Source organism: Paracoccus sediminilitoris (assembly GCF_003259195.1).
GTDB lineage: Bacteria > Pseudomonadota > Alphaproteobacteria > Rhodobacterales > Rhodobacteraceae > Paracoccus > Paracoccus sediminilitoris.
On sequence record NZ_QJPK01000028.1, the window covers coordinates 1 to 22,256 of the forward strand.

Annotated in this window: 20 protein-coding genes; 12 read left to right on the plus strand and 8 right to left on the minus strand. The window is 64.9% G+C overall.

What is annotated here, in order from left to right:
• From DKT70_RS15435 to DKT70_RS15450, 4 genes are all read left to right on the plus strand, one after another.
• Nucleotides 1-725 (plus strand): glycosyltransferase family 2 protein (locus DKT70_RS15435; protein ID WP_111559977.1); only part of this gene is annotated, 725 nt, incomplete at its 5' end.
• 87 nt (nt 726-812) lie between these two features.
• Nucleotides 813-1,838: a glycosyltransferase family 2 protein gene (locus tag DKT70_RS15440; protein ID WP_111560019.1), complete on the plus strand. Its 1,026-nt coding sequence runs from the start codon at nt 813-815 to the stop codon at nt 1,836-1,838.
• Nucleotides 1,835-3,529, plus strand: coding sequence for a DUF5927 domain-containing protein (locus tag DKT70_RS15445; RefSeq protein WP_111559978.1), 1,695 nt, complete (start codon nt 1,835-1,837; stop codon nt 3,527-3,529). The genes DKT70_RS15440 and DKT70_RS15445 overlap by 4 nt, the downstream gene beginning before the upstream one ends.
• Nucleotides 3,526-4,923, plus strand: a complete 1,398-nt coding sequence (locus DKT70_RS15450) for a hypothetical protein (RefSeq protein WP_111559979.1) — start codon at nt 3,526-3,528, stop codon at nt 4,921-4,923. The genes DKT70_RS15445 and DKT70_RS15450 overlap by 4 nt, the downstream gene beginning before the upstream one ends.
• A gap of 42 nt (nt 4,924-4,965) precedes the next feature.
• On the opposite strand, the gene DKT70_RS15455 is transcribed toward DKT70_RS15450, so the two are convergent.
• On the minus strand, nt 4,966-6,354 hold the full coding sequence (locus DKT70_RS15455; RefSeq protein WP_111559980.1) for a phosphohexomutase domain-containing protein: 1,389 nt from the start codon (nt 6,352-6,354) through the stop codon (nt 4,966-4,968).
• 165 nt (nt 6,355-6,519) lie between these two features.
• Between DKT70_RS15455 and DKT70_RS15460 the strand changes: the two genes are divergently transcribed.
• The 6 genes from DKT70_RS15460 to DKT70_RS15485 all read left to right on the plus strand — a co-directional run bounded on the left by DKT70_RS15460 (nt 6,520) and on the right by DKT70_RS15485 (nt 10,756).
• Nucleotides 6,520-6,915 (plus strand): ketosteroid isomerase-related protein, encoded by a 396-nt coding sequence (locus DKT70_RS15460; protein WP_111559981.1) that lies wholly within the window; start codon nt 6,520-6,522, stop codon nt 6,913-6,915.
• Nucleotides 6,912-7,496, plus strand: coding sequence for a GNAT family N-acetyltransferase (locus DKT70_RS15465; protein ID WP_111559982.1), 585 nt, complete (start codon nt 6,912-6,914; stop codon nt 7,494-7,496). Before DKT70_RS15460 ends, DKT70_RS15465 begins: the two co-directional genes overlap by 4 nt.
• On the plus strand, nt 7,493-8,353 hold the full coding sequence (locus DKT70_RS15470; RefSeq protein ID WP_111559983.1) for a carbon-nitrogen hydrolase family protein: 861 nt from the start codon (nt 7,493-7,495) through the stop codon (nt 8,351-8,353). The genes DKT70_RS15465 and DKT70_RS15470 overlap by 4 nt, the downstream gene beginning before the upstream one ends.
• 70 nt (nt 8,354-8,423) lie before the next feature.
• Nucleotides 8,424-8,846 carry an alternative ribosome rescue aminoacyl-tRNA hydrolase ArfB gene (arfB, locus tag DKT70_RS15475; protein ID WP_111559984.1) on the plus strand — a complete coding sequence of 141 codons (423 nt, stop codon included), beginning with the start codon at nt 8,424-8,426 and terminating at the stop codon, nt 8,844-8,846.
• On the plus strand, nt 8,843-9,301 hold the full coding sequence (locus DKT70_RS15480; RefSeq protein ID WP_233490614.1) for an NUDIX hydrolase: 459 nt from the start codon (nt 8,843-8,845) through the stop codon (nt 9,299-9,301). Before arfB ends, DKT70_RS15480 begins: the two co-directional genes overlap by 4 nt.
• A gap of 15 nt (nt 9,302-9,316) precedes the next feature.
• Entirely contained in the window at nt 9,317-10,756 is a 1,440-nt protein-coding gene (locus tag DKT70_RS15485; protein ID WP_111559985.1) for an inorganic phosphate transporter, read from the plus strand.
• Between the two features lie 6 nt (nt 10,757-10,762).
• On the opposite strand, the gene pncB is transcribed toward DKT70_RS15485, so the two are convergent.
• Together pncB and pncA are read right to left on the minus strand one after the other, a co-directional pair.
• Nucleotides 10,763-12,055 carry a nicotinate phosphoribosyltransferase gene (gene pncB / locus DKT70_RS15490; protein ID WP_111559986.1) on the minus strand — a complete coding sequence of 431 codons (1,293 nt, stop codon included), beginning with the start codon at nt 12,053-12,055 and terminating at the stop codon, nt 10,763-10,765.
• 73 nt (nt 12,056-12,128) lie between these two features.
• Entirely contained in the window at nt 12,129-12,725 is a 597-nt protein-coding gene (pncA, locus tag DKT70_RS15495) for a bifunctional nicotinamidase/pyrazinamidase (protein ID WP_111559987.1), read from the minus strand.
• 127 nt (nt 12,726-12,852) lie between these two features.
• Between pncA and trhO the strand changes: the two genes are divergently transcribed.
• Nucleotides 12,853-13,728, plus strand: coding sequence for an oxygen-dependent tRNA uridine(34) hydroxylase TrhO (gene trhO / locus DKT70_RS15500; protein ID WP_111559988.1), 876 nt, complete (start codon nt 12,853-12,855; stop codon nt 13,726-13,728).
• A 9-nt stretch (nt 13,729-13,737) separates the two neighbouring features.
• Here the strand turns inward: trhO and DKT70_RS15505 are convergent, their stop codons facing one another.
• Nucleotides 13,738-16,017 carry an NADP-dependent malic enzyme gene (locus DKT70_RS15505; RefSeq protein WP_111559989.1) on the minus strand — a complete coding sequence of 760 codons (2,280 nt, stop codon included), beginning with the start codon at nt 16,015-16,017 and terminating at the stop codon, nt 13,738-13,740.
• A 114-nt stretch (nt 16,018-16,131) separates the two neighbouring features.
• The gene (locus DKT70_RS15510; RefSeq protein ID WP_111559990.1) at nt 16,132-16,857 is read right to left on the minus strand and encodes an Ntn hydrolase family protein; all 726 of its coding nucleotides are present in this window, start codon (nt 16,855-16,857) and stop codon (nt 16,132-16,134) included.
• Between the two features lie 154 nt (nt 16,858-17,011).
• Between DKT70_RS15510 and DKT70_RS15515 the strand changes: the two genes are divergently transcribed.
• On the plus strand, nt 17,012-18,985 hold the full coding sequence (locus DKT70_RS15515; RefSeq protein WP_111559991.1) for a bifunctional 2',3'-cyclic-nucleotide 2'-phosphodiesterase/3'-nucleotidase: 1,974 nt from the start codon (nt 17,012-17,014) through the stop codon (nt 18,983-18,985).
• A 66-nt stretch (nt 18,986-19,051) separates the two neighbouring features.
• Here the strand turns inward: DKT70_RS15515 and DKT70_RS15520 are convergent, their stop codons facing one another.
• From DKT70_RS15520 to DKT70_RS15530, 3 genes are read right to left on the minus strand one after another with little or no spacing between them, the layout of a single operon-like run.
• Entirely contained in the window at nt 19,052-19,864 is an 813-nt protein-coding gene (locus DKT70_RS15520) for a transglutaminase family protein (RefSeq protein ID WP_111559992.1), read from the minus strand.
• Nucleotides 19,865-19,868: 4 nt separating this feature from the next.
• On the minus strand, nt 19,869-20,825 hold the full coding sequence (locus DKT70_RS15525; RefSeq protein ID WP_111559993.1) for an alpha-E domain-containing protein: 957 nt from the start codon (nt 20,823-20,825) through the stop codon (nt 19,869-19,871).
• Between the two features lie 14 nt (nt 20,826-20,839).
• Nucleotides 20,840-22,252: a circularly permuted type 2 ATP-grasp protein gene (locus tag DKT70_RS15530; RefSeq protein WP_111559994.1), complete on the minus strand. Its 1,413-nt coding sequence runs from the start codon at nt 22,250-22,252 to the stop codon at nt 20,840-20,842.
• Nucleotides 22,253-22,256: the final 4 nt, after the last annotated feature.

Here is a 22,256-nt window from a genome sequence, read left to right on the forward strand (position 1 = left end):
GGGCGGCGCGCTTTGGGTTGGACTGGACGAACGCGCTGCTGATGCGGCATGGCCACGGCCATTGGTGCGTCACGGTCGATGCCGACGAATTGCTGATCTATCCCCATCACGACACCCGTCCCCTGCCGCGGCTGGTCGCGCATCTTCAGGCGCAGGGCATCGCCGGAATGGGGGCGCTGATGCTGGATCTTTATCCGGACGGGCCCGTGGGCAGCGCGGATGCCCCCGAGGGTTCCCCCCTGGCGCAGCGGCTGCCCTGGTTCGACGCCGGTCCCTATCGCGCACGGCGCATGATGCCGCGACGCAACTTGTGGGTGCAGGGCGGGGTGCGCGAAAGAGCCTTCTTTGCCGACGATCCGGTGCGGTCCCCGACCTTGAACAAGCTGCCCCTGATGCGTTGGAGTTGGCGGCAGGTTTATATGAATTCGACCCATTCGCTACTGCCGCCAAGGTTGAACGACCTTTACGACGGGCCGGGTGACAGGCGGCTGTCGGGGGTTCTTCTGCATGGCAAGTTCCTGCCCGGCATCGTCGAAAAATCCACCGAGGAACTGACCCGCCGCCAGCATTTCGTCCGCCCCGAGGCCTATGCCGATTATCATCGCGCGGTGGCGCGGGGGCCGGTCCTGCGCGATGCGAATTCTCTGCGCCTGACGGGTTGGCGTCAACTGGTGCAGTTGGGCCTGATGGGTACAGGTGGCTGGCCGGACGATCGCGAAACCTGAAAAAACCTTGCCAATCGGATGCATGCAGCACATTGCTTGGTATCATGACTTGGTTGCGGAACTCACGAAATTCGGTCGGCGGTGGCGATGCGTATCTCTAAACTGCCCATCTCGGATCGGCTGCGTCGGCGGATCGAACGTCAGTACATGATCGCTCGGGCCTTCAATCGTCGCCGCGCGCTAAAGACGATTGTCAACCGCACCGGCCAGATCCGCAAGGGTGACGTCCTGGCCTTTGTCACCATGCGCAACGAACGCGTCCGCCTGCCTTTCTTCCTGGATTATTACCGCAACCTTGGGGTGAAGCACTTCCTGTTCGTCAACAACAACAGCCAGGACGGCAGCGGCAACTACTTGGCCGAACAGCCCGACGTGTCGCTGTGGTGGACCAATGCCAGCTACAAGCGGTCGCGCTTCGGGATGGACTGGATCAACCGGCTGCTGATGAAATACGGTGACGGGCATTGGTGCCTGACAGTCGATCCCGACGAATTCCTGATCTATCCGCATTGCGACTCGCGCCCTTTGCGGGCGTTGACCGACTGGCTGGACGCATCGGGGCGGCGGTCCTTTCCGGCGATGCTGCTGGACATGTATCCGCGCGGCAATATCGAGGACGAGCCCTATGAGGAGGGTGCCGATCCCTTTTCCATCGCCAAATGGTTTGACCCGGCGAATTACACGATCACCAAGAACTGGTATTACGGCAATCTTTGGATCCAGGGTGGACCACGGACGCGGAACTTCTTTTCATCGGACCCGATCTCGGGGCCCGCGCTGAACAAGACGCCGCTGGTCAAATGGTCGTGGCGCTATGCCTATGTCAGCTCGACCCACCTTCTGCTGCCGAAATTCCTTAACCGAGTCTATGATGAGGATGGCGGCGAACAGGCATCGGGTTGCCTGCTGCATGCCAAGTTCCTGTCGACCTTCGCCGAAAAATCCGCCGAGGAGCTGGACCGTCGTCAGCATTATGCCAACAGCAAGGAATACAAGGCCTATCACGCCGGGCTGTCCAAGGGCACCAACCTGTGGTGCAGCGAATCGCGCGAATACACCGACTGGCGCCAGCTTGAGGATCTTGGCCTGATATCGCGCGGGAACTGGGCATGACGGGGGCCGCCGACATCCGCCTGGGGGTTGTCTTGCTGTGTCACGCCCAGTTGCAGGTCGCAGCCCATATGGCGCGCATCTGGGTCGAAGGCGGCGCCCGGGTCGCCATCCATATCGACGCCAAGGCCCCGGCCAAGGCGGTCGCCAGCATGAAGGAGACGCTGCAGGATCTGCCGGGGATCATCTATTCCCGGCGCGTGTCCTGCGACTGGGGACGCTTTTCGCTGATCGAGGCTACGCAGGATGCCGCGCAGCTGCTGCTGGAGCAGCATCCCGATCTGACCCATGTCTATCTGGCCTCGGGGTCTTGCCTGCCCCTGCGTCCCGTGGCCGAACTGTGTGGCTATCTGGCGCTGGACCCCGCACGCGATCACATCGAAAGCGCCAGCGCCAATGACGTGGGCTGGACGGTGGGCGGCCTGAACGAGGAACGCTTCACTCTCTATTATCCGCTGGACTGGCGGCGGCAACGCTGGCTGTTCGATCGGCTGGTGGACTGGCAGCGCCGCCTGAAGATCAGGCGCAGCCTACCCAAGGGTATCGTCCCCTATCTGGGGTCGCAATGGTGGTGCCTGACGGCCTCGACCCTGCGCGCGATTTTGGGCGATCCGCGCCGCGCGGAATTCGACCGTTACTTCCGGCTGGTCTGGATACCCGACGAAAGCTATTTCCAGACGCTGGCCCGCCGCCATGCCATGCGCATCGAAAGCCACAGCCTGACCCTTGCCAAGTTCGACCAGGACGGGCGTCCCTATCAGCTTTACGACGATCACGCGCGCATGCTGGAAGAATCGCATTGCTTCGTGGCGCGCAAGATCTGGCCGGGGGCGTCCCTGCTGCTGGAACAGTTTCCCGTCGCGCGGACGGCCGGTCCCGAGCTGCGCCCCCCGCAGCCGCAGCGTTTTGAACGGATGATCAGCCGCACCGTGCGCCGTCGCACCCAAGGCCGGCCGGGCCTCTATATGCAGAGCCGTTATCCCCGCAAGGACAGCGAAAACGGCAAGACCTCGGCGCCCTATGCGGTCTTCCAGGGCTTCACCGACATCTTTCCCGAATTCGAGGCATGGTTGGCGGGCATCATCGACGCCGACATCCACGGCCATCTCTTTTCCCCGGAAATGGTGGAATTCGCGGGCCGTCCGCGGATCGGGCCGGGGGCGATCTCGTCCAACCCGCTGATCCGCGACCGCGATCCGCAGGGGTTTCTGACGGCGCTGATCCGCATCACGTCGCGCATGCAGGTCTTCCAGACCAGCCCGCGCGACAACCAGGCGCTGAACTGGTTCATGGCCACCGATCCCAATGCCCATATCCATGTCGTCACCGGTGCCTGGATGCTGCCGCTGCTGGAATCGGACATGCCTTTCGACGACATCCGCCGCGTCACCGCCATCCTGCAGCGCGCCGAGACCCGGCATCTCGAGGTGCTGAATTCGGTCTGGGTCAAGGCGCGGGTCCAGGTCCACGAGCTGAACGATTTTCTGGCACGTCCGCAGGGGATCATCATGCAGGCGCTGCAGCAGATGCCCGTGACGCCGGACCTGCTGGACAGCATGCCGCGGATGCGCAATCTGGACGGGTTGTCCGAATTGCTGCGCAGGCTGCGCAATTCCGGGCTGAAGCCGCGCCTGTCGGGCGACGGCCTGCCGCTTGTCGATCCATCCCTGTCTGAAAGGACGGCCGCCGAATGACCGAACCATTTCGCAGCTTCGTGATCTTTGCCGAGATGCGGACCGGCTCGAACCTGCTGGAGGCGACCCTGAACGGGCTGCGCGGCGTCACCTGCTTCGGTGAGGCCTTCAACCCCTACATGATAGGCTGGCCCGACAAGGACGAACTGGAGGGCGTCACCCGCGCCGAGCGCGAGGCCGACCCGTTGGTCCTGCTGAACCGGCTGATCGACAAGCCCGGCCACATGTCGGGCTTCCGCTATTTCCACGATCACGATCCGCGTGTCTTCGATGCCATCATGAACGACGCCAGCTGCGCCAAGATCATCCTGACACGCAACCCGCTGGACAGCTATGTTTCGACCCGGCTGGCATGGGAAACCAACCAGTGGAAGCTGAACGAGACCGAGACCCCCATTCCCGCGTCCATCACCTATGACGGCCCCGAATTCCGCCAGATGCTGGACGCGGTCGAACGGTTCCAGGCGCGGGTGCTGCACCGCCTGCAGGTGTCGGGGCAGACGGGGTTCTGGCTGGGATACGAGGATCTGCGCGATGCCGACGTGATGACCGGGCTGGCGCATTGGCTGGGACGAAGCGACGTGGCCCGACTGGAACCGGCTCGCGACCAGGTCCCGCAGAACCCGCGCGAACTGGCCGAAAAGGTGAAGAACTTCGACCAGATGCAGCAGGACCTGCAGCAGGTCGACCCCTTCATCCTGCGCCGCATCCCGAATTTCGAACCGCGCCGCGGGCCTTCCGTCCCCAGTTTCACCGCCGTCGAGGCGGGGCAGGGTCTGCTCTACATGCCGGTGCGCGGTGGGCCGGGCCCGCAGGTGCGCGACTGGATGGGCAAGCTGGGCGATCTGGGGCAGGATTTCACCCAATCCAGCCTGCGGCAATGGAAGCGCAAGCATCCCGGCCACCGCAGCTTTACCGTGCTGCGCCATCCGCTGCATCGGGCGTGGCGTGCCTTCCAGCAGGTGCTGAGCGAAGGGCCACCCGAACTGCGCCAGCTGCTGCGCGATGTCCAGCGCGTGCCGCTGCCCGATGATGGCGATCTGTCCGGGCTGTCGCAGGATCAGCAGCTGGACCTGTTCAAGCCCTTCCTGAACTTTCTGCGCCGCAACCTGAACGGCCAGACGACACTGCCGACCTATGCCGCATGGGCCAGCCAGTCCGAGGTGATCTCGGGCTTTGCGCGCTTTGCCACGCCCGACATGCTGATCCGCGAGGATCGGCTGGCGCAGGACATGGAACTTCTGGCAGGGGCGGCGGGGATTGGCAATGCCAAGCTGCGTCACCTGCAGATCGATGCCATGCCGGAATTCCTGCTGCGCAAGCCGCTGATCGAAGCGGCGCGGGCGGCCTATCTGCGCGACTACATCGCCTTCGGGTTCGAAGACCCGGCGTAATGGAAAAGGGGCCGCATCGGGTTGATGCGGCCCCCTTCGGGATCAGGCTTTCAGCAGGGCAGCCAGCTCGGCCTGCTTTTCGCGGACCAGGGCTGCATCGCCGTCGGCCTCGACGTTCAGACGCACCACCGGCTCGGTGTTCGACTTGCGCAGGTTGAAGCGCCACTTGCCGAAGTTCAGCGACACGCCGTCCAGATCGTCACGGCTGTCGGCCTTGGGCTCATAGGTCTCGATCAGGCGGGCGATGGCCGCATCCGGGTCCTCGATATGATAGTTCGTCTCACCCGAGGAGGGATAGAGGCTCATCCGCTCTTCCAGCATCTCGGCCAGGGTCTTGCCCTTGCGCGACAGCAGTTCGATCATCAGCAACCACGGGATCATGCCGCTGTCGCAGTAATAGAAGTCGCGGAAGTAATGGTGGGCCGACATCTCGCCGCCATAGATGGCGCTGACGTCGCGCATCTTGCGCTTGATGAAGGCGTGACCGGTCTTGCTGACCACGGCCTCGCCCCCGGCTTCCTCGATCATGGCGCGGGTGTTCATGATGACGCGGGGGTCATGCACGATCTTCTCGCCCGGCGATTTTTCCAGGAAGGCCGCGCCCAGAAGGCCGACGATATATTCGCCGGGGATGAAGCGGCCGTTTTCGTCGAAGAAGAAGCAGCGGTCGAAGTCGCCGTCCCATGCCACGCCCAGATCGGCCTTTTCGGCGATCATGCGTTCGACGGTGGGGGGCTGGTTCTCGTCCAGCAGCGGGTTCGGGATGCCGTTCGGGAAGCTGCTGTCCACGTCGTGGTGCATGCGCACGAAGGTCAGCGGCGCGCCACGGCGTTCCAGCTCGGCGGCGATGGCGTCGAAGGTCGGGCCCGCGGTGCCATTGCCCGCGTTGACCAGGATCTTCATCGGGCGCAGCGCGTCGATATCGACGAAATCGACCATGCGCGATGCGTATTCGGCGCGGGCATCGCTGAAATCGGTGACGCTGCCCTTGGTGGCGGGGGCGAAATCGCCACTGGTCGCCAGATCGACGATGGGCGGCAGTTCGGTTGCGGGATCAAGCGGCGCCGAGCCGCGGCCCACGATCTTCATGCCGTTGTAGTTGATCGGGTTGTGCGAGGCCGTGACCTCGATCCCGCCATCGGTATCCTGGTTGCCGGTGTGGAAATACACCTCCTCGGTGCCGGCCAGACCCAGGTCCAACACGTCGGCGCCGCCATCGGTCAGCCCTTCGATCAGGGCCTTGGCCAGTTCGGGCGAGGATTCGCGGCTGTCGCGGCCCACGACGACGCGCTTGGCCGCGCGCGCCTGCGCAAAGGCGCGACCGATGCGATAGGCGACATCGGGGTCGAGGTTCTTGCCCAGTTCGCCGCGCACGTCATATGCCTTGAAGCAGGTGATCTCGCGCCTGCCTAGCTGATCTTTTCCGGTCATTCCGGGTCCTCCGATGGTATCTTAGCTATCAGCGCTAACAGGTTCAGGCTTAAATTCAAGTCGCCGGGATGGCGAGGGGATGAAATGCCCACCTGCAACCTTGGAAGCAGGTGACGACGCATCGACAGGGCGTTAAGTTCCCTGAGAACAGCCAAGAGGACATCCATGGACGCCGTCACCCTGATCCAGACCTATTACGATGCCTTCAACGCCGGTCAGACCGACCGCATGCTGGATCTGCTGCATGATGACGTGGAACATCACGTTAACGAGGGACAGATCCGCAAGGGGCGCGACCTGTTCGCGGCATTCAACGCCCACATGACCGAATGCTATCGTGAAAATCTGACCGACATGGTCGTCATGGCCAATGGCGATCGTGCGGCCGCCGAATTCGTGGTGAACGGCACCTATCTGAAGACGGACGAAGGCCTGCCCCCCGCCGATGGCCAGACCTATCGCCTGCCCGCAGGGGCCTTCTTCACCATCCGCGACGGCAAGATTGCCCGCGTCACCACCTATTACAACCTGGCCGACTGGATGCGGCAGGTCGGCGGATGAGCGTCGCGACCCGCGTCCTGACGGGACAGGCGCTGGCCGATGCGCTGGACGACGTGGCGCGGTTGCGGATGACGGTCTTTCGCGACTGGCCCTATCTCTACGACGGGGACGAGGATTACGAGCGCGATTACCTGCAGGCCTATTTGTCGCCCGGCGCGGTCGTGGTGGCGGCCCTGGACGGCGACCGAATCGTGGGCGCGGCCACGGGCGCGCCGATGGTCGACCACGCCGCCGATTTCGCCGCCGCCTTTCAGGATCGCCCCGAGGATCTGTCCGACATCTTCTATTGTGCCGAATCGGCGCTCTTGCCCGAATATCGCGGGCAGGGCATCGGTCACGCCTTCTTTGACGCGCGCGAAGATCATGCGCGTGCCTTGGGTCACCGCTTCAGCGCCTTTTGCAGCGTGATCCGCCCGGGCGACCACCCCGCGCGCCCCGCCGATTACCGGCCGCTGGACCCGTTCTGGCGCAAGCGCGGCTATGCTCCGCTGCCGGGGGTGATCGCGCGCTTTGCCTGGAAGGATATCGGTCGGCCCGAGGAAACCGACAAGCCGCTGCAATTCTGGATGAAAGCCCTGTGAAGATCGCCGCTGCCGCCTATCCCATCGACTGGTTCGACGATTTCGACGCCTACCGCTCCAAGATCAGCCGCTGGGTCGTCGATGCGAAGGGGGCCGATCTGCTGGTCTTTCCGGAATATGCGGCGATGGAGTTGGCTTCGCTGGGCGGGCGCGATGTGGCGGGCGATCTGGAGGCCAGCCTGCATCAGGTCGCGCGTCATGCCGATGCCATGCGCGATCTGCATGCGGCGCTGGCGGCGGAACATGGCTGTCATATCCTGGCGGCGTCCGGTCCGGTTTTCGACGGCGCGCGCCCGGTGAACCGCGCCGTGCTTTATGGTCCCGGCGGCGTCATCGGCCATCAGGACAAGCAGATCATGACCCGATTCGAGCGGGAGGATTGGGACGTGACCGGCGGTCCGGGCTTGCGGATCTTTGACACGGCGCTGGGGCGGATCGGCATCCTGATCTGCTATGACAGCGAATTTCCCCTGCTGGGGCGCATCCTGGCCGAAGCCGGCGCGGAACTGCTGCTGGTGCCCAGCTGCACCGATACGGTGGCGGGGTTCCACCGGGTGCGCATCGGGGCGATGGCGCGGGCGCTGGAAAGCCAATGCGTGGTGGTCCAAGCCCCGACGGTGGGTGCCTGCGACTGGATGCCCGCGCTGGACGAAAACCGGGGGCAGGCGGCGATCTATGGTCCGCCGGACGGGTTCTGGCCCGAAACCGGCATCATCGCGGAAGGCGCGATGGACGAACCGGGATGGGTCATTGCCGAGGTCGACCTGTCGCGCGTGCGTCAAAGCCGCGCCGATGGGGCCGTTTTGCCCTTCGCGCATTGGCCCGAGCAGACTGCAAGCCGCCTGCTGACCGATTAGTGTCCATATTTACCGCAAATTAACCGGTTTGCGCTTTAACTGTGTCGGTAACGCGCCATATCCTGTGGTCATGCTCTATGTCACCGACAACATCTCCATCGAGGAATGGGAACTTTCCGAACAGTTCACCCGGTCGCAAGGCCCGGGCGGGCAGAACGTGAACAAGGTCGAAACCGCGGTCGAATTGCGGTTCGAGGCCGCGCGGTCGCCCAACCTGTCCGACCCCGTCAAGCGCCGCCTGCAACGGCTGGCCGGACGGCGATGGACCTCGGAGGGCGCGCTGCTGATTCTGGCGCAGGAAACCCGCAGCCAGGCGCGCAACCGCGAACTGGCGCGTGAACGGCTGGCCGAACTGATTCGCCAAGCCCTGACCGCCCCCAAGCGGCGCATCGCGACCCGCCCCACCCTGGGCAGCCAGCGCCGCCGCCTGAAGGCCAAGACCGTACGGTCGGGCGTCAAGGCGATGCGCGGCAAGGTGGATGACGCAGAATGAGCTGGTTTCGCGGTGCGATGGACATGCTGCTGGGGCGCAGGCCGGTGTCGATGCAGGTGGGTGCGGTCTGCTGCGATCCGGTCGCGCGCAAGGTGTTGCTGATCACCAGCCGCGACACGGGGCGTTGGGTCATTCCAAAGGGCTGGCCGATGGCCGGGCGCAGCCTGCCCGGTGCCGCCGCCCAGGAAGCCTGGGAAGAGGCCGGCGTTCGCGGCGAGATCGCCGCGCAGGAAATGGGGCGCTTCACCTATGACAAGGGCCAGGATCGCGGCTTTGCCGTCCCGGTCGAGGTGCGGGTCTTCCTGCTGTCGGTCCACAAGCTGCACGACGATTTCCCCGAGGCCAGCGAACGCAAGCGCCGCTGGTTCGCCCCCGCCGACGCCGCCAACATGGTCGTCGAACCGGAATTGAAGACGATGCTGAGCGCCCTGGCCCACCATGATTTCCAGATCTGAGGCCCGGACCCCCGCATGAGCCCACGCCCCAGCTTTCGCACCCTGGACAAGGATCTTGGCCGCATCACCCATGCCGAGGTCGCCCAGCTGCACGCCTTTCGCCCCGTCTGGCGCCTGGGGCTGAGCGTGCTGGCGCTGGTGGGCGGGCTTCTGGTCTTCCTGGCGCTGTCGGGGGCCGCGCCGGGGGTTCTGGCGACGGGGGCGGGCCTGATCGTGGCCGCTTGGCTGGGTGTGGCGATCGGGTCGAACGATGTTGCGAACTCGCTTGGGCCGGCGGTCGGGGCGGGGGCAGTTCCGCTGCTGCCGGGGCTGGTGCTGGTGGCGGTGGCGGGGCTGCTGGGTGCCTTTCTGGCAGGCGGCGCCGTGTCGGACAGGCTGGCGGGGGGCATCATCGACCTTGCCCCACTGAACCAGGGGATCCGCGGGCCGATGGTCATGGTCGCGGCGCTGATCGGGGCGGCGTCCTGGATCACGCTGGCGACAGGGATTGGCCTGCCGGTCAGCACCTCGCATTCCATCGTGGGCGGGATCACGGGGGCGGGCGCGGTGGCCCTTGGGGTGTCGTCAGTGGCCTGGACGACCGTGCTGATGATCGCCTCGGTCTGGGTGGCGACGCCCTTGGTGGCGGGTGGGCTTGCGGCCCTGCTGCTGGTCTTCTTGCGGGCCAATGTGGTGGATGCGCCTGACCGGGGGGCGGCGGCCCTGCGGTGGCTGCCCGGAATGGTGGCGACGATGTGCGCCGCCTTTGCCGTCTATGTCTGCGTCCTGACCTTCGACGGGTCGCAACTGGTGCTGCTGCAACCGGCCGCCGCCGCCTTGGCCGGGGCAGCGGGCTATGGCATCACCCATCGCGGCGTCCTGCGCGAATTGCGCGACCACCCCAAGAAGCCCAGCACCAAGCGCCTGCTGCGCCCCGCCTTGCTGATCGCGGTGGTCATCATGGGCTTTGCCCACGGGGCGAACGATGTCGGCAATATCGCCGGGCCTTTGTCGGTCATCCTGCAGGGCCATGCGGTCAGCGGCCAGATCGGGGTCGTGCCTGCCGCCATCTTGATCGGGGGTGGACTGGCCATCGCCGCGGGCACCCTGCTGTTCGGGCGGCGGCTGGTCACCATGGTCGGCAGCGGCATCACCAAGCTGAATGCCGGGCGTGCCTTCTGCGTGTCGCTGGCGACGGCGGTCACGGTGCTGGGGGCATCGGGCTTTGGCTTGCCGGTATCGACGACCCATGTGGCGGTTGGTGGGATCTTTGGCGTGGGGTTTGCACGCGAATGGCTGGACCGTCGCCGCGACACCCGTCACGACGCCATGCCTGCCGAGGAATCCCGCCGGCGCATGCTGGTCCGGCGCAGCCATGTCGTGACGATCACGGCCGCATGGCTGATCACCCTGCCGATCACGGCGGGTTTGGGCGCGCTGGCCTGTGCGCTGGTCCTGCGCGCGACCGGCGTCTGACGGGCCCTAGACCGTGACGGCCTGGCTTTCCTGGGCGCCGACGCCGAAGACCCGCTTGTAGCGTTCGATCTCGGCCGCGGGTCCGGTGGCCTTGGCGGGGTTGTCCGACAGCTTGACCGTGGGCCTGCCATTCGCCGCGACCGCCTTGCAGACCAGGCTGAACGGCGCCAGCCCATCGCCCGGCACCAGCCCGCGGAAATCGTTGGTCAGCAGCGTGCCCCAGCCGAAGCTGACCTTGACCCGCCCGTGGAACTGCCTGTGCAGCGCCACGATCCGGTCCTGATCCAGCCCGTCGGAAAAGATGATCAGCTTCTGGCGCGGGTCTTCGCCCCGGTCCTTCCACCACTGGATGGCGGTTTCCGCGCCCGTCGCGGGATCGCCGCTGTCGATGCGGATGCCGGTCCAGCCCGCCAGCCAGTCGGGTGCGTCGTTCAAAAAGCCCGCGCTGCCATAGGTGTCGGGCAGGATCATCCGCAGGTTGCCCTCGTGTTCCTCGTGCCAGTCGGCCAGCACGTCATAGGGGGCCTGCTTCAGCGCCGCGTCGGTTTCGGCCAGTGCGGCATAGACCATGGGCAGTTCATGCGCGTTCGTGCCGATCGCCTCGATGTCGCGATGCATGGCGATCAGGCAGTTCGAGGTGCCGGTGAACCGGTCGCCCAACCCTTCGATCATGGCCTGCACGGCCCAGTCCTGCCACAGGAAGCTGTGGCGGCGGCGGGTCCCGAAATCGGCGATGCGCAGATCGTCCAGCTGGCGCAGGGCCTCGATCTTTTCCCACAGGCGCGTCATGGCGCGGGCATAAAGCACCTGCAGCTCGAACCGGCCCATATCCTTCAGAACGGCGCGGGACCGCAGTTCCATCAGGATCGACAGGGCGGGAATTTCCCACAGCATCACCTCGGGCCACTTGCCCTCGAAGGTGAGTTCATACTGCCCGTCATGCTTGCGCAGGTGATAAGCGGGCAGGCGCAGCCCCTCCAGGAATTCCATGAAATCGGGGCGGAACATCTGGCGCTTGCCATAAAAGGTGTTGCCGCGCAGCCATGTGCTCTCGCCCCTTGTCAGGGACAGGTCGCGCACATGGTCAAGCTGTTCGCGCAGTTCTCCCTCGTCGATGATGTCGGCCAAGCGCACCGATTTGCTGCGGTTGATCAGGCTGAAGGTGACGGTGGTGTCGGGATGGTTGCGAAACACCGACTGGCACATCAGCAGCTTGTAGAAATCGGTGTCGATCAGGGACCGCACGATGGGGTCGATCTTCCACTTGTGGTTATAGACGCGCGTGGCGATATCGACCATGACCGCATTCCTTATGGCATTTCGCCTTTCGTGCCCGTTCCGGCATCGGGGCGCAAGCCCACGTCAAGTCGCGTCAGGCCAGCGTGACGCCGGCATCGCGCATGGCCTTGCGGGCCGCGGCCAGGCTGCCATCCATGTCGATGGCCCGGCAGGCATCTTCGATCACCTGCGTCGCAAAGCCCAGCCTGGCGGCGTCGATCGCGCTCCAGGCGACGCAGAAATCATGGGCAAGCCCCACCAGCGACAGTTGCGTGATGCCGCGTTCGCGCAGATAGCCCGCCAGGCCGGTCGGCGTCGCATGGTCGTTCTCGTAAAAGGCGGAATAGCTGTCGATCCCGGCGCGAAAGCCCTTGCGCAGCACCATATCCGCCCGCTTGACCGCCAGATCGCGGTGAAAAGCAGCGCCCGGCGTGCCGATGACGCAATGGCGCGGCCACAGCACCTGCGGGCCATAGGGCATCTGCGTCACGCTGAAGGGTGCGGCGCCGTCATGGTTGTCAGCGAAACTGGCATGATCGGCGGGGTGCCAGTCCTGGGTCAGGATGACGGCGTCGAAATCCTCCATCAGGCGGTTGATCGGGTCAATGATCTGGTCGCCATGCGGCACCGCCAGGCTGCCGCCGGGGCAGAAATCGTTCTGCATGTCGATCACGATCAGCGCGTTTGCCATGGTCCACCTGTGCCATTCCCGGGGCGTCCAGTAAGCCGGGGCCGGGCAGCCATGGTCAAGCCCCGATGCGACGTCCGATGCGACGGTGACCCTTGCCCCGGACACCGGCGCTGTCTAAATCACGCGCATGCTGACCGTTGCCGCCCTTTATCATTTCGCCCGGCTGCCCGACCCCGCGGTCCGGCAGGCCCCGCTGCTGGACCTGTGTCGGGCGCAGGGCCTTTGCGGCACCCTGCTTTTGGCCCCCGAAGGCATCAACGGCACCATTGCCGGTCCCCGCGCGGGCATCGACGCCGTGCTGGCGCATATTCGCGCCTGGTCCGGATTTTCGACGCTGGACTGGAAGGAAAGCTCTGCGGCGACCCCGCCCTTCGCCCGCATGAAGGTCCGCCTGAAGGCGGAAATCGTGACCATGGGCCAGCCCGACGTGGACCCCACCGCCGCGGTCGGCAGCTATGTCGAGGCGCGGGACTGGAACGCGCTTATCAGCGCCCCTGATGTCGCCGTCATCGACACCCGTAACGATTACGAGGTTCAGATCGGCACCTTCCAGGGCGCGGTCGATCCCGGCACGACCAGCTTTCGCGATTTTCCCGCCTGGTGGGAGGAAAACGCCCATCGCTTCCACAACAAGCGGATCGCGATGTTCTGCACCGGCGGCATCCGCTGCGAGAAATCGACCAATTTCCTGATGGCGCAGGGTGTCACGGATGTCTTCCACCTGAAGGGCGGCATCCTGAAATACCTGGAAGAGGTCCCGCAGGACGACAGCCTGTGGCAAGGCGAATGCTTCGTCTTCGACCAACGCGTCAGCCTGGGGCACGGGTTGCAGCAGGGCCGGCATCAATTGTGCCACGCCTGCCGCCGCCCCCTGTCCCCCGAGGACCGCCAGCGCCCCGAATACGAAGAGGGCGCCTGCTGTCATCGCTGCGTCGATGAATATACCGACGCCGATCGCGAACGCTTTCGCGAACGCCAGCGACAGTTCGACCGGAACGGCTGAGGGGCGCCCTCAGCCTGCCGCGCCGACGCCCCCCGCCGCGATGGCCGCCATGTTCAGGATGTCGCTGACGGTCGAATTGGTGGAACAGATCTGGATCGGCTTGGGCACGCCCGTCAGGATCGGCCCGATTACCGTCGCCCCCGCCATTTCCTGCAGCAGCTTGACCGAGATCGATGCCGAATGCCGCGCGGGCACCACCAGCACGTTCGCGGGCGCGGTCAGGCGGCTGAACGGATAGCGCGCGGCGGCGTCCATGTTCAGCGCCACGTCCACGGTCATCTCGCCCTCGTATTCGAAATCGGCGCCCCGGCGGTCCAGCACCTTGGCGGCCTCGGCCATCTTGATGGCGCGTTCGCTGACCGGATAGCCGAAGTTCGAGAACGACAGGAAGGCCACGCGCGGGTCCAGCCCCAAGCCGCGCGCGACGGATGCACCGCGGGTGGCGATATCGGCCAGATCCTCGGCCTCGGGCCATTCATGGACCAGCGTGTCCCCGATCAGCACGATCCGGCCCCGGTGCAGCACGGCGGTGATGCCCACCGCCCCATCCTGCGGGCGCACGTCGAAGACATGGCCGATCTGCGCCAGCACCGGCGCGTTCTTGCGCGTGGCCCCGGTCACCAGCCCGTCGCCATGGCCATGCGCCAGCATCAGGGCGGCAAAGATGTGGCGGTCGCGGTTGGCCAGCTTGTAGGCGTCCTCTCGGTCGACGCCTTTGCGTTGCAGGCGCTGGTACAGGAATTCGTGATAGCTTTCCAAATGGCGGGTGTTACCGGCATTCACCACGCTGATCTCGCGGAAGGCGTCACCCATGCCGAGGGCCTCCAGCTCGGCCTTGACCTCGGCTTCGCGGCCTACGACCAGCGATTGGCCCATGCCACCGCGTTGCCATGCCACGGCGGCGCGCAGCACGCGGGGATCATCGCCCTCGGCAAAGATCATCCGGGCCTGCTTGGATCGGGCGCGGGCATGGATGCCCTGCAGGATCGATGCCGTCGGGTCCATCCGGTTCTTCAACGTCTGGACATAGCCGTCCATGTCGATGATCGGGCGGCGGGCGACGCCGGTTTCCATCCCGGCGCGGGCCACGGCGGGCGGAATCACATGGATCAGGCGCGGATCGAAGGGCGTCGGAATGATGTAGTCACGCCCGAACTGCAGCTTGCGGCCATAGGCGACGGCGACCTCGTCGGGGACATCCTCGCGCGCCAGTTTCGCCAAGGCCTCGGCGCAGGCGATTTTCATCTCGTCGTTGATGGCGCGGGCGTGGATGTCCAGCGCGCCGCGGAACAGGTAGGGAAAGCCCAGGACGTTGTTGACCTGGTTTGGATAATCGCTGCGGCCGGTGGCCACGATGGCGTCGGGGCGGACGGCATGAGCGTCTTCGGGGGTGATCTCGGGGTCGGGATTCGCCATGGCGAAGATCACCGGGTTGTCGGCCATACTGACGACCATGTCCTGGGTCACGGCACCCTTGGCGCTGACGCCCAGGAAGACGTCGGCGCCTTTCATCGCCTCCTCCAGCGTGCGGGCGGTGGTTGCGACCGCATGGGCCGATTTCCACTGGTTCATGCCCTCGGTGCGGCCCTGATAGATGACCCCCTTGGTGTCGCACATGATACAGTTGTCGTTCCGCGCGCCCATCGACTTCAACAGTTCAAGGCAGGCGATGCCAGCGGCCCCCGCGCCGTTCAGGACGATGCGCACATCCTCGATCTTCTTGCCCGACAGCTCCAGCGCGTTCAGCAGGCCGGCGGCGCAGATCACCGCCGTGCCGTGCTGGTCGTCGTGAAAGACCGGAATGTCCATCAGCTCCTTCAGGCGCTGTTCGATGATGAAGCATTCCGGCGCCTTGATGTCCTCCAGGTTGATGCCCCCGAAGGTCGGGCCCATCAGCTTGACGGCATTGATGAATTCGTCCGCGTCCTCGGTGTCCAGCTCCAGGTCGATGGCGTTCACATCGGCGAAGCGCTTGAACAGCACCGCCTTGCCCTCCATCACGGGCTTGGAGGCCAGCGCGCCCAGATTGCCCATGCCCAAGATCGCCGTCCCGTTGGAAATGACCGCCACCATGTTGCCCTTGGTGGTATAATCATATGCCGTTTCCGGCCGGTCCGCGATGGCCTGCACGGGAACCGCGACGCCCGGCGAATAGGCCAGCGACAGGTCGCGCTGCGTCGTCATGGGGGTGGAGGCCACAATATCGTATTTCCCCGGCCGCGGCTCCATGTGATAGGCCAGCGCCTCCTCGGGGGTGATCCGTGTGCTGCGGGTGGTCTTGTCGGTCATGAAATCGTTCCCCGGGGACTGTGTCCCGCATGCTTAACGCGCCGGTTTGGCTGCATCAACGCGCAACGGGTGCGGGGTTGCGCTAACATGCGGGACCGGTCGCCCCGGGGGATTTCAGATGGTGATATTGACGAAGCTGTCGCGCAGGGCGGCGGACCAGGCGGCGCTCATCTGCATGAAATCGGCATCCCCGTCCTGGATGCGGCGGCGCAGGGTGATGCCGCAATGATCCCGCTCTATCACGGCCAGGTCCAGCGGCATGCCCACCGACAGATTGGATCGAAGCGTCGAATCCATCGACAGCAGCACCGCCTTCTGGGCGTCTTGCAGGTTCGTGTCGGGCGTCACCACCCGGTCCAGGATCGGCTTGCCGTATTTGTGTTCGCCGATCTGCAGGAAGGGGGTGTCCTCGGTCGCCTCGATGAAGTTGCCTTCGGGATAGATCAGGAACATGCGCATGTCGCCGCCCTGCCGCTGGCCCGCGACGATCATGCTGGCCGATGCCTGCTGTTTCAGGTCGCGGCACTGGTCAGCGATTTCGCGGCGCGTGCGCGACAGGGTGTCGCCGATGATCGTGGCCACGCGCAGCATCGTCGGCGCCTTCAGGATCGATGTCGTCTCATCGGCCAGGTCGTCCTCGATCGCCTCCTCCAGGCGGGCGATGGTGGTCTGGGTGACCGACAGCGACCCGGCGGTCATGATGGTGATGATGCGTTCGCCGGGGTTTTCGAAGAAGAACATCTTGCGATAGCAGGATATGTTGTCCAGCCCCGCATTGGTGCGCGTATCCGACAACAGCACCAGCCCGGCATCCAGTTTCAGTCCGACGCAATAGGTCATCGGCGGTCTTTCCCTTCGTATTCCGCAAAGCAGACTAGGGGTCTGCCGCGGGCGAGGCAATGCTTCCGAATGGATAGGAGTCGCGCAGAGAAGTCTTGGCAATTCGCCTGCAGTTCGTGCAACTTTCCGGCATCATCATCCCGGAGCCTTCGCCATGTCCAAATCCCTTGCCCTGACCCGCCGCGGTTTCCTGACATCCAGCGCCGCCGGGTTGGCGGTCGTGGTGCTGCACCCCTTCTCGGCCCGCGCCGAGGCGGGGCAGGCGCATCTGCGCATCATGGAAACGACCGACCTGCATGTGCATGTCTGGCCCTATGACTACTACGCCGACAAGCCGGTCGATACGCTGGGGCTGGCCCGCACCGCGGCGCTGGTGCAGGCAATCAGGGCCGAGGCGACGAATGCCATCCTGTTCGACAATGGCGATTTCCTGCAGGGCAACCCGATGGGCGATTACATCGCCTATGAACGCGGCATGGCCGAGGGGCAGATGCACCCGATCGTGTCGGCCCTGAACGAGGTCGGCGTCGCGGCAGGCACGCTGGGGAACCATGAATTCAATTATGGCCTGCATTTCCTGAAGACCACACTGGCGGGGGCAGGCTATCCTGTGGTCTGCGCCAACGTGGTGACCGAACGCGGGGCCACGCCCGATCTGGACCAGACGCTGGTGCCGCCCTATGCGATCATCGACCATCAGCTGACCGACGGGGCGGGGGCGTCGCATCCGATCCGCATCGGCGTCATCGGCTTCGTCCCGCCCCAGATCATGCAATGGGACCGCGCGCATCTGGAGGGCAACGTCACCACCCGCGACATCGTCGAGGCGGCCGAGGCCTGGGTTCCCAAGCTGCTGGAACAGGGGGCCGAACTGGTCGTCGCCTTGTCCCATTCGGGCATCGGCGATGCGGAGGCGGTTCAGGGGATGGAGAACGCCTCGGTGCCGCTGGCCGGGGTTCAGGGCATCGACGTCGTTCTGACCGGCCACCAGCACCTGGTCTTTCCGGGGCCCGACTTCGAAGGCGTCGAAGAGGTCGACGTGGCCGCCGGCACGATCAATGGCAAACCCGCCGTGATGGGGGGCTTCTGGGGGTCGCATATGGGATTGATCGACCTGATGATGGAACGCCAAGGCGATCGGTGGATCGTTGCCAGCCACCAATCCGAGGCACGCCCCATCTATGAGCGTGACGCGGATCGCAACGTGACGCCCCTGGTCGAAAGCGTGCCCGCCATCGAAAAGGTCACCCGGGCCGAACACCAAGCGACGCTGGACTATGTCCGCCGACCCGTGGGCCAGACCAGCGCGCCGCTCTACAGCTATTTCGCGATGGTGGCGGATGATCCGTCGGTGCAGATCGTGTCGAATGCCCAAAGCTGGTATATCGAACAGATGATGGCGGGGACCGCGCATGAAGGCCTGCCCATCCTGTCGGCGGCGGCACCCTTCAAGGCGGGCGGACGTGGGGGCGCGGATTACTATACCGACGTGCCGGCGGGCGATATCGCCATCAAGAACGTCGCGGATCTCTATCTGTATCCCAATACCATCCGGGCCGTCCGGATCACCGGCCAGCAGGTCAAGGATTGGCTGGAGCGCAGCGCCGGGGCCTTCAACCGGATCACGCCCGGAGAGGCGGATCAGGAACTGATCAACCCGGATTTCCCCAGCTATAATTTCGACGTGATCGACGGGGTCAGCTATCGGATCGACCTGTCCCAGCCCGCGCGGTTCGACAGCGAAGGCGCAGTGGCGGATGCCGGGGCGAACCGGATCGTCGATCTGACCTGGCAGGGCAAGCCGCTGGACATGGCGGCCGAATTCATCGTGGCGACGAACAACTACCGCGCCTCGGGTGGGGGGGCGTTTCCGGGGGCGGACGGGTCGACCGTCGTCTTCGAAGGCCCCGATACCAACCGTGACATCATTGTGCGCTATATCGTCGACAAGGGGACCATCGACCCGCAGGCTGACGGGAACTGGTCCTTTGCACCGCTGGACGGGGCCACGGTGATCTTCCAGACCGGGCCGGGCGCTGCCGCCTATGTCGGGGACGTGACCACGCTGGACATTGCCGCCGCGGGCGAGGCCGAGGACGGCTTTGTTGAGTATCGGATCACGCTGTAGGGCCCCCGCAACGGAACAGGGGCGGGCCGGAATGACCGGTCCGCCCCTTGGCATCATCGCGCCCTGTTACTGGGCCAATTCCTCGACCCGGACGGCGACGGCCAGTTCCTCGGAGCCGCTGCCCATAGCCACACCGCGGATCGGGGCCGCGTCCGAGGCATCGAGCCCCGAGCCCAGCCGGACATAGCGTTCGTCGGGGCAGCATTTGTTCGCCGCATCAAAGCCGACCCAGCCCAGCCCCTGGACATGGATTTCGGCCCAGGCATGGGCGGCGTCATTGGCCTTGCCGTCGACGGTCGATTGCAGATAGCCCGAGACATAGCGCGCGGGCAGGTCGCGGATGCGCGCGAGTGCCAGCAGCGCATGAGTGTGATCCTGGCAGACGCCCTCGCCCAAGGCCAAGGCCTCGGCGGCGGTGGTGGCGTGGCCGGTGACGCCGGGCCTGAAGGCGATGCTGTCGCTGACCTGCGTGGACAGGCGGTGCGCCAGATCCAGGCTGTCGGCGGTGCTGCCCTGAACCCCGGCCGCCAAGTCGCGCAGGCTGGCATCGGGTTTCGTCGCCGCCGTTTTGGTCAGATAGGCCATCGGGTGGATCATCTCGCGGTGGCCGCGCAGGACGCCGGCCATGTCGCGGGTGTCGATGCGCCCGTCGATGCGGATGGTGACCTGATCGACGGGGCCGCGCACGGTCCAGCCCTCGATCCAGTCGCCCGCCCCGTCGCGAAAGCCCGGGCCGCGGATGCCGCCCGTCACGTCGATCTGCCATTCATGGACCTTCTGCCCTTCGAAGATCGACGGCGTCAGGCGCAGGCTCTGGACCAAATTGCGGATCGGCTGGCCATAGCGATAGGTCGTTTCATGCGATATGCGCAGTTTCATGGCCTCAAGCGCCCCCCAGCAGGTAATCCTGGTGCACCAGGTTCGAGATTGTCCCCAATTCGCGGATGAACCAGCTGAGGAATTCGTGCAGACCCTCGTCGAAGATCATGTCGATGTCGCGGCTTTGCAGCTGTTCCAGAACCTCGCGGCCCTTGTCGCGGGCATCGGTGCTGACGGCATCGCCATAGCGCCGCGCCAGCCCTTCCAGGTGCCAGACGACCTCATAGAGCGAGGTGATCAGCGAACGCGGGCTTTCGCCGTTCAGGATCAGGAAATCGGCCACCTGTCCCGCCGTGATGTCACCGCCATAGGCCCAGTGATAGGCGCGATGCGCCGACAGCGACCGCAGGATCACCTGCCATTGATAGGTGTCCAGCCCCGATCCCACGAATTCGATCCGAGGCAGCAGGACGAAATACTTGACGTCCAGCAGGCGGGCGGTGGCATCGGCGCGTTCCAGGCCATAGCCCAGGTTCATGAAATGCCAGCCGTCGTTGCGCAGCTGGGTCGCGTTGATGGCGCCCCGCACGGTCGAGGTATGGCCCGTGGTGAAATCCGTCAGCGATGCCGTGTCCAGCCGGTGACGGGGGGTGTTCTCGATCTTGCGCAATTCCTGATAGGTAACGTTCAACGCGTCCCAGACCTGGCTGGTCAGAGCGGTGCGGACGATGCGGCCCGCCTCGCGCGCCCTCTCGATGCAGTTGACGACCGAAGAGGGGTTGTCGCGGTCGAAGAAGATGAATTCCTCGATGTTTTCTTGGCTGAACTCGTCGTATTTCGCAGTGAACATGTCCGATGTTCCCGAGGCCTGCAAAAGCGATCGCCATTCGTTCTGATAACCCGCATCGGTATTGGGCAACAGCGTGATGCGCTGACCCACGTCCAAGAGGCGTGCGGCGGTTTCGGCGCGTTCCAGGTGGCGACCCATCCAGAACAGGTTGGCGGCGGTGCGGCTGAGCATCGTGGAACGTCCCCTCATTCTGACAACACCCAAGTGTCCTTGACGCCCCCGCCCTGGGACGAGTTCACGACAAGGCTGCCGTCGCGCAGGGCCACGCGGGTCAGACCGCCCGGCACCAGCTCGATCCGGTCGCCGCACAGGCAATAGGGGCGCAGGTCCACGTGACGCGGTGCGATGCCTTCCTCGACGAAGGTCGGACAGGTGGACAGTGCCAGCGTGGGCTGGGCGATATAGTTCGACGGGTTGGCCTGGATCTTGGCGCGGAAGATCTCGATCTCCTCCTTGGTGGATTTCGGGCCGACCAGCATGCCATAGCCGCCCGATCCATGGACTTCCTTCACGACCAGTTCGGGCAGGTGTTCCATGACATATCGGTAGTCGTCGTCTTTCCACAGCGTCCAGGTCTGGACGTTGTTCAGGATCGGCTCCTCGCCCAGATAGAACCGGACCATTTCGGGAACGAAGGTATAGATCGCCTTGTCATCGGCCACGCCGGCGCCAGGGGCCGAACAGATCGACACGCCGCCCGAACGATAGACGTTCATCAGACCGGGAATGCCCAGCATGCTGTCGGGGCGGAAGCACAGAGGGTCCAGATAGGGATCGTCGATGCGGCGATAGATGACGTCGACGCGCCGCGGGCCGGTGGTGGTGCGCATATAGACGAAATCACCATCGACAAACAGATCCTGCCCCTCGACCAATTCAACCCCCATCAGGTTGGCCAGGAAGCTGTGTTCGTAATAGGCGCTGTTGTAATGGCCGGGCGTCAGGATCACGCAGGTGGGGCGGTCATTGCACTTGGCGGGGGCCACCGATTCCAGCGTGCGGCGCAACAGGTCGGGATACTGGTCCACCGGCTCAATCCGGTTCTTGCGGAACAGCTGCGGGAACATGCGCATCATGATCTCGCGGTTTTCCAGCATGTAGCTGACACCGGAGGGCGTGCGGCAATTGTCCTCAAGGACATAGAACTCGTCCTTCGAGGTCCGCACCAGGTCGATGCCGATGATGTGGGAATAGACGCCGCGCGGCGGCACGATGCCGACCACGGATTTCTCATAGGCTTCGTTCTGATAGACAAGGCGCGCGGGAATGCGGCCGGCGCGGACGATCTCTCCGCGGCCATAAACGTCGCGCAGGAAGGCGTTCAGGGCGCGGGCGCGCTGCTTGATGCCGCGTTCCAGCTTGCGCCATTCGGCCTGTTCGAAGACGCGCGGCATCATGTCGAAGGGGATCAGCCGGTCGGGATCACCGCCTTCGCCATAGACGGCGAAGGTGATGCCGATGCGTCGGAACAGCGCCTCGGCCTCGGCCTGCTTCATCTGGCGGAAATCGTCGGGCATGGTCTGCACCCATTCTTGCAGACGCGCATAGGGGTCGCGGACCTGGTCGCCCTCGAACATTTCATTGTAATAACTCATCATTCCC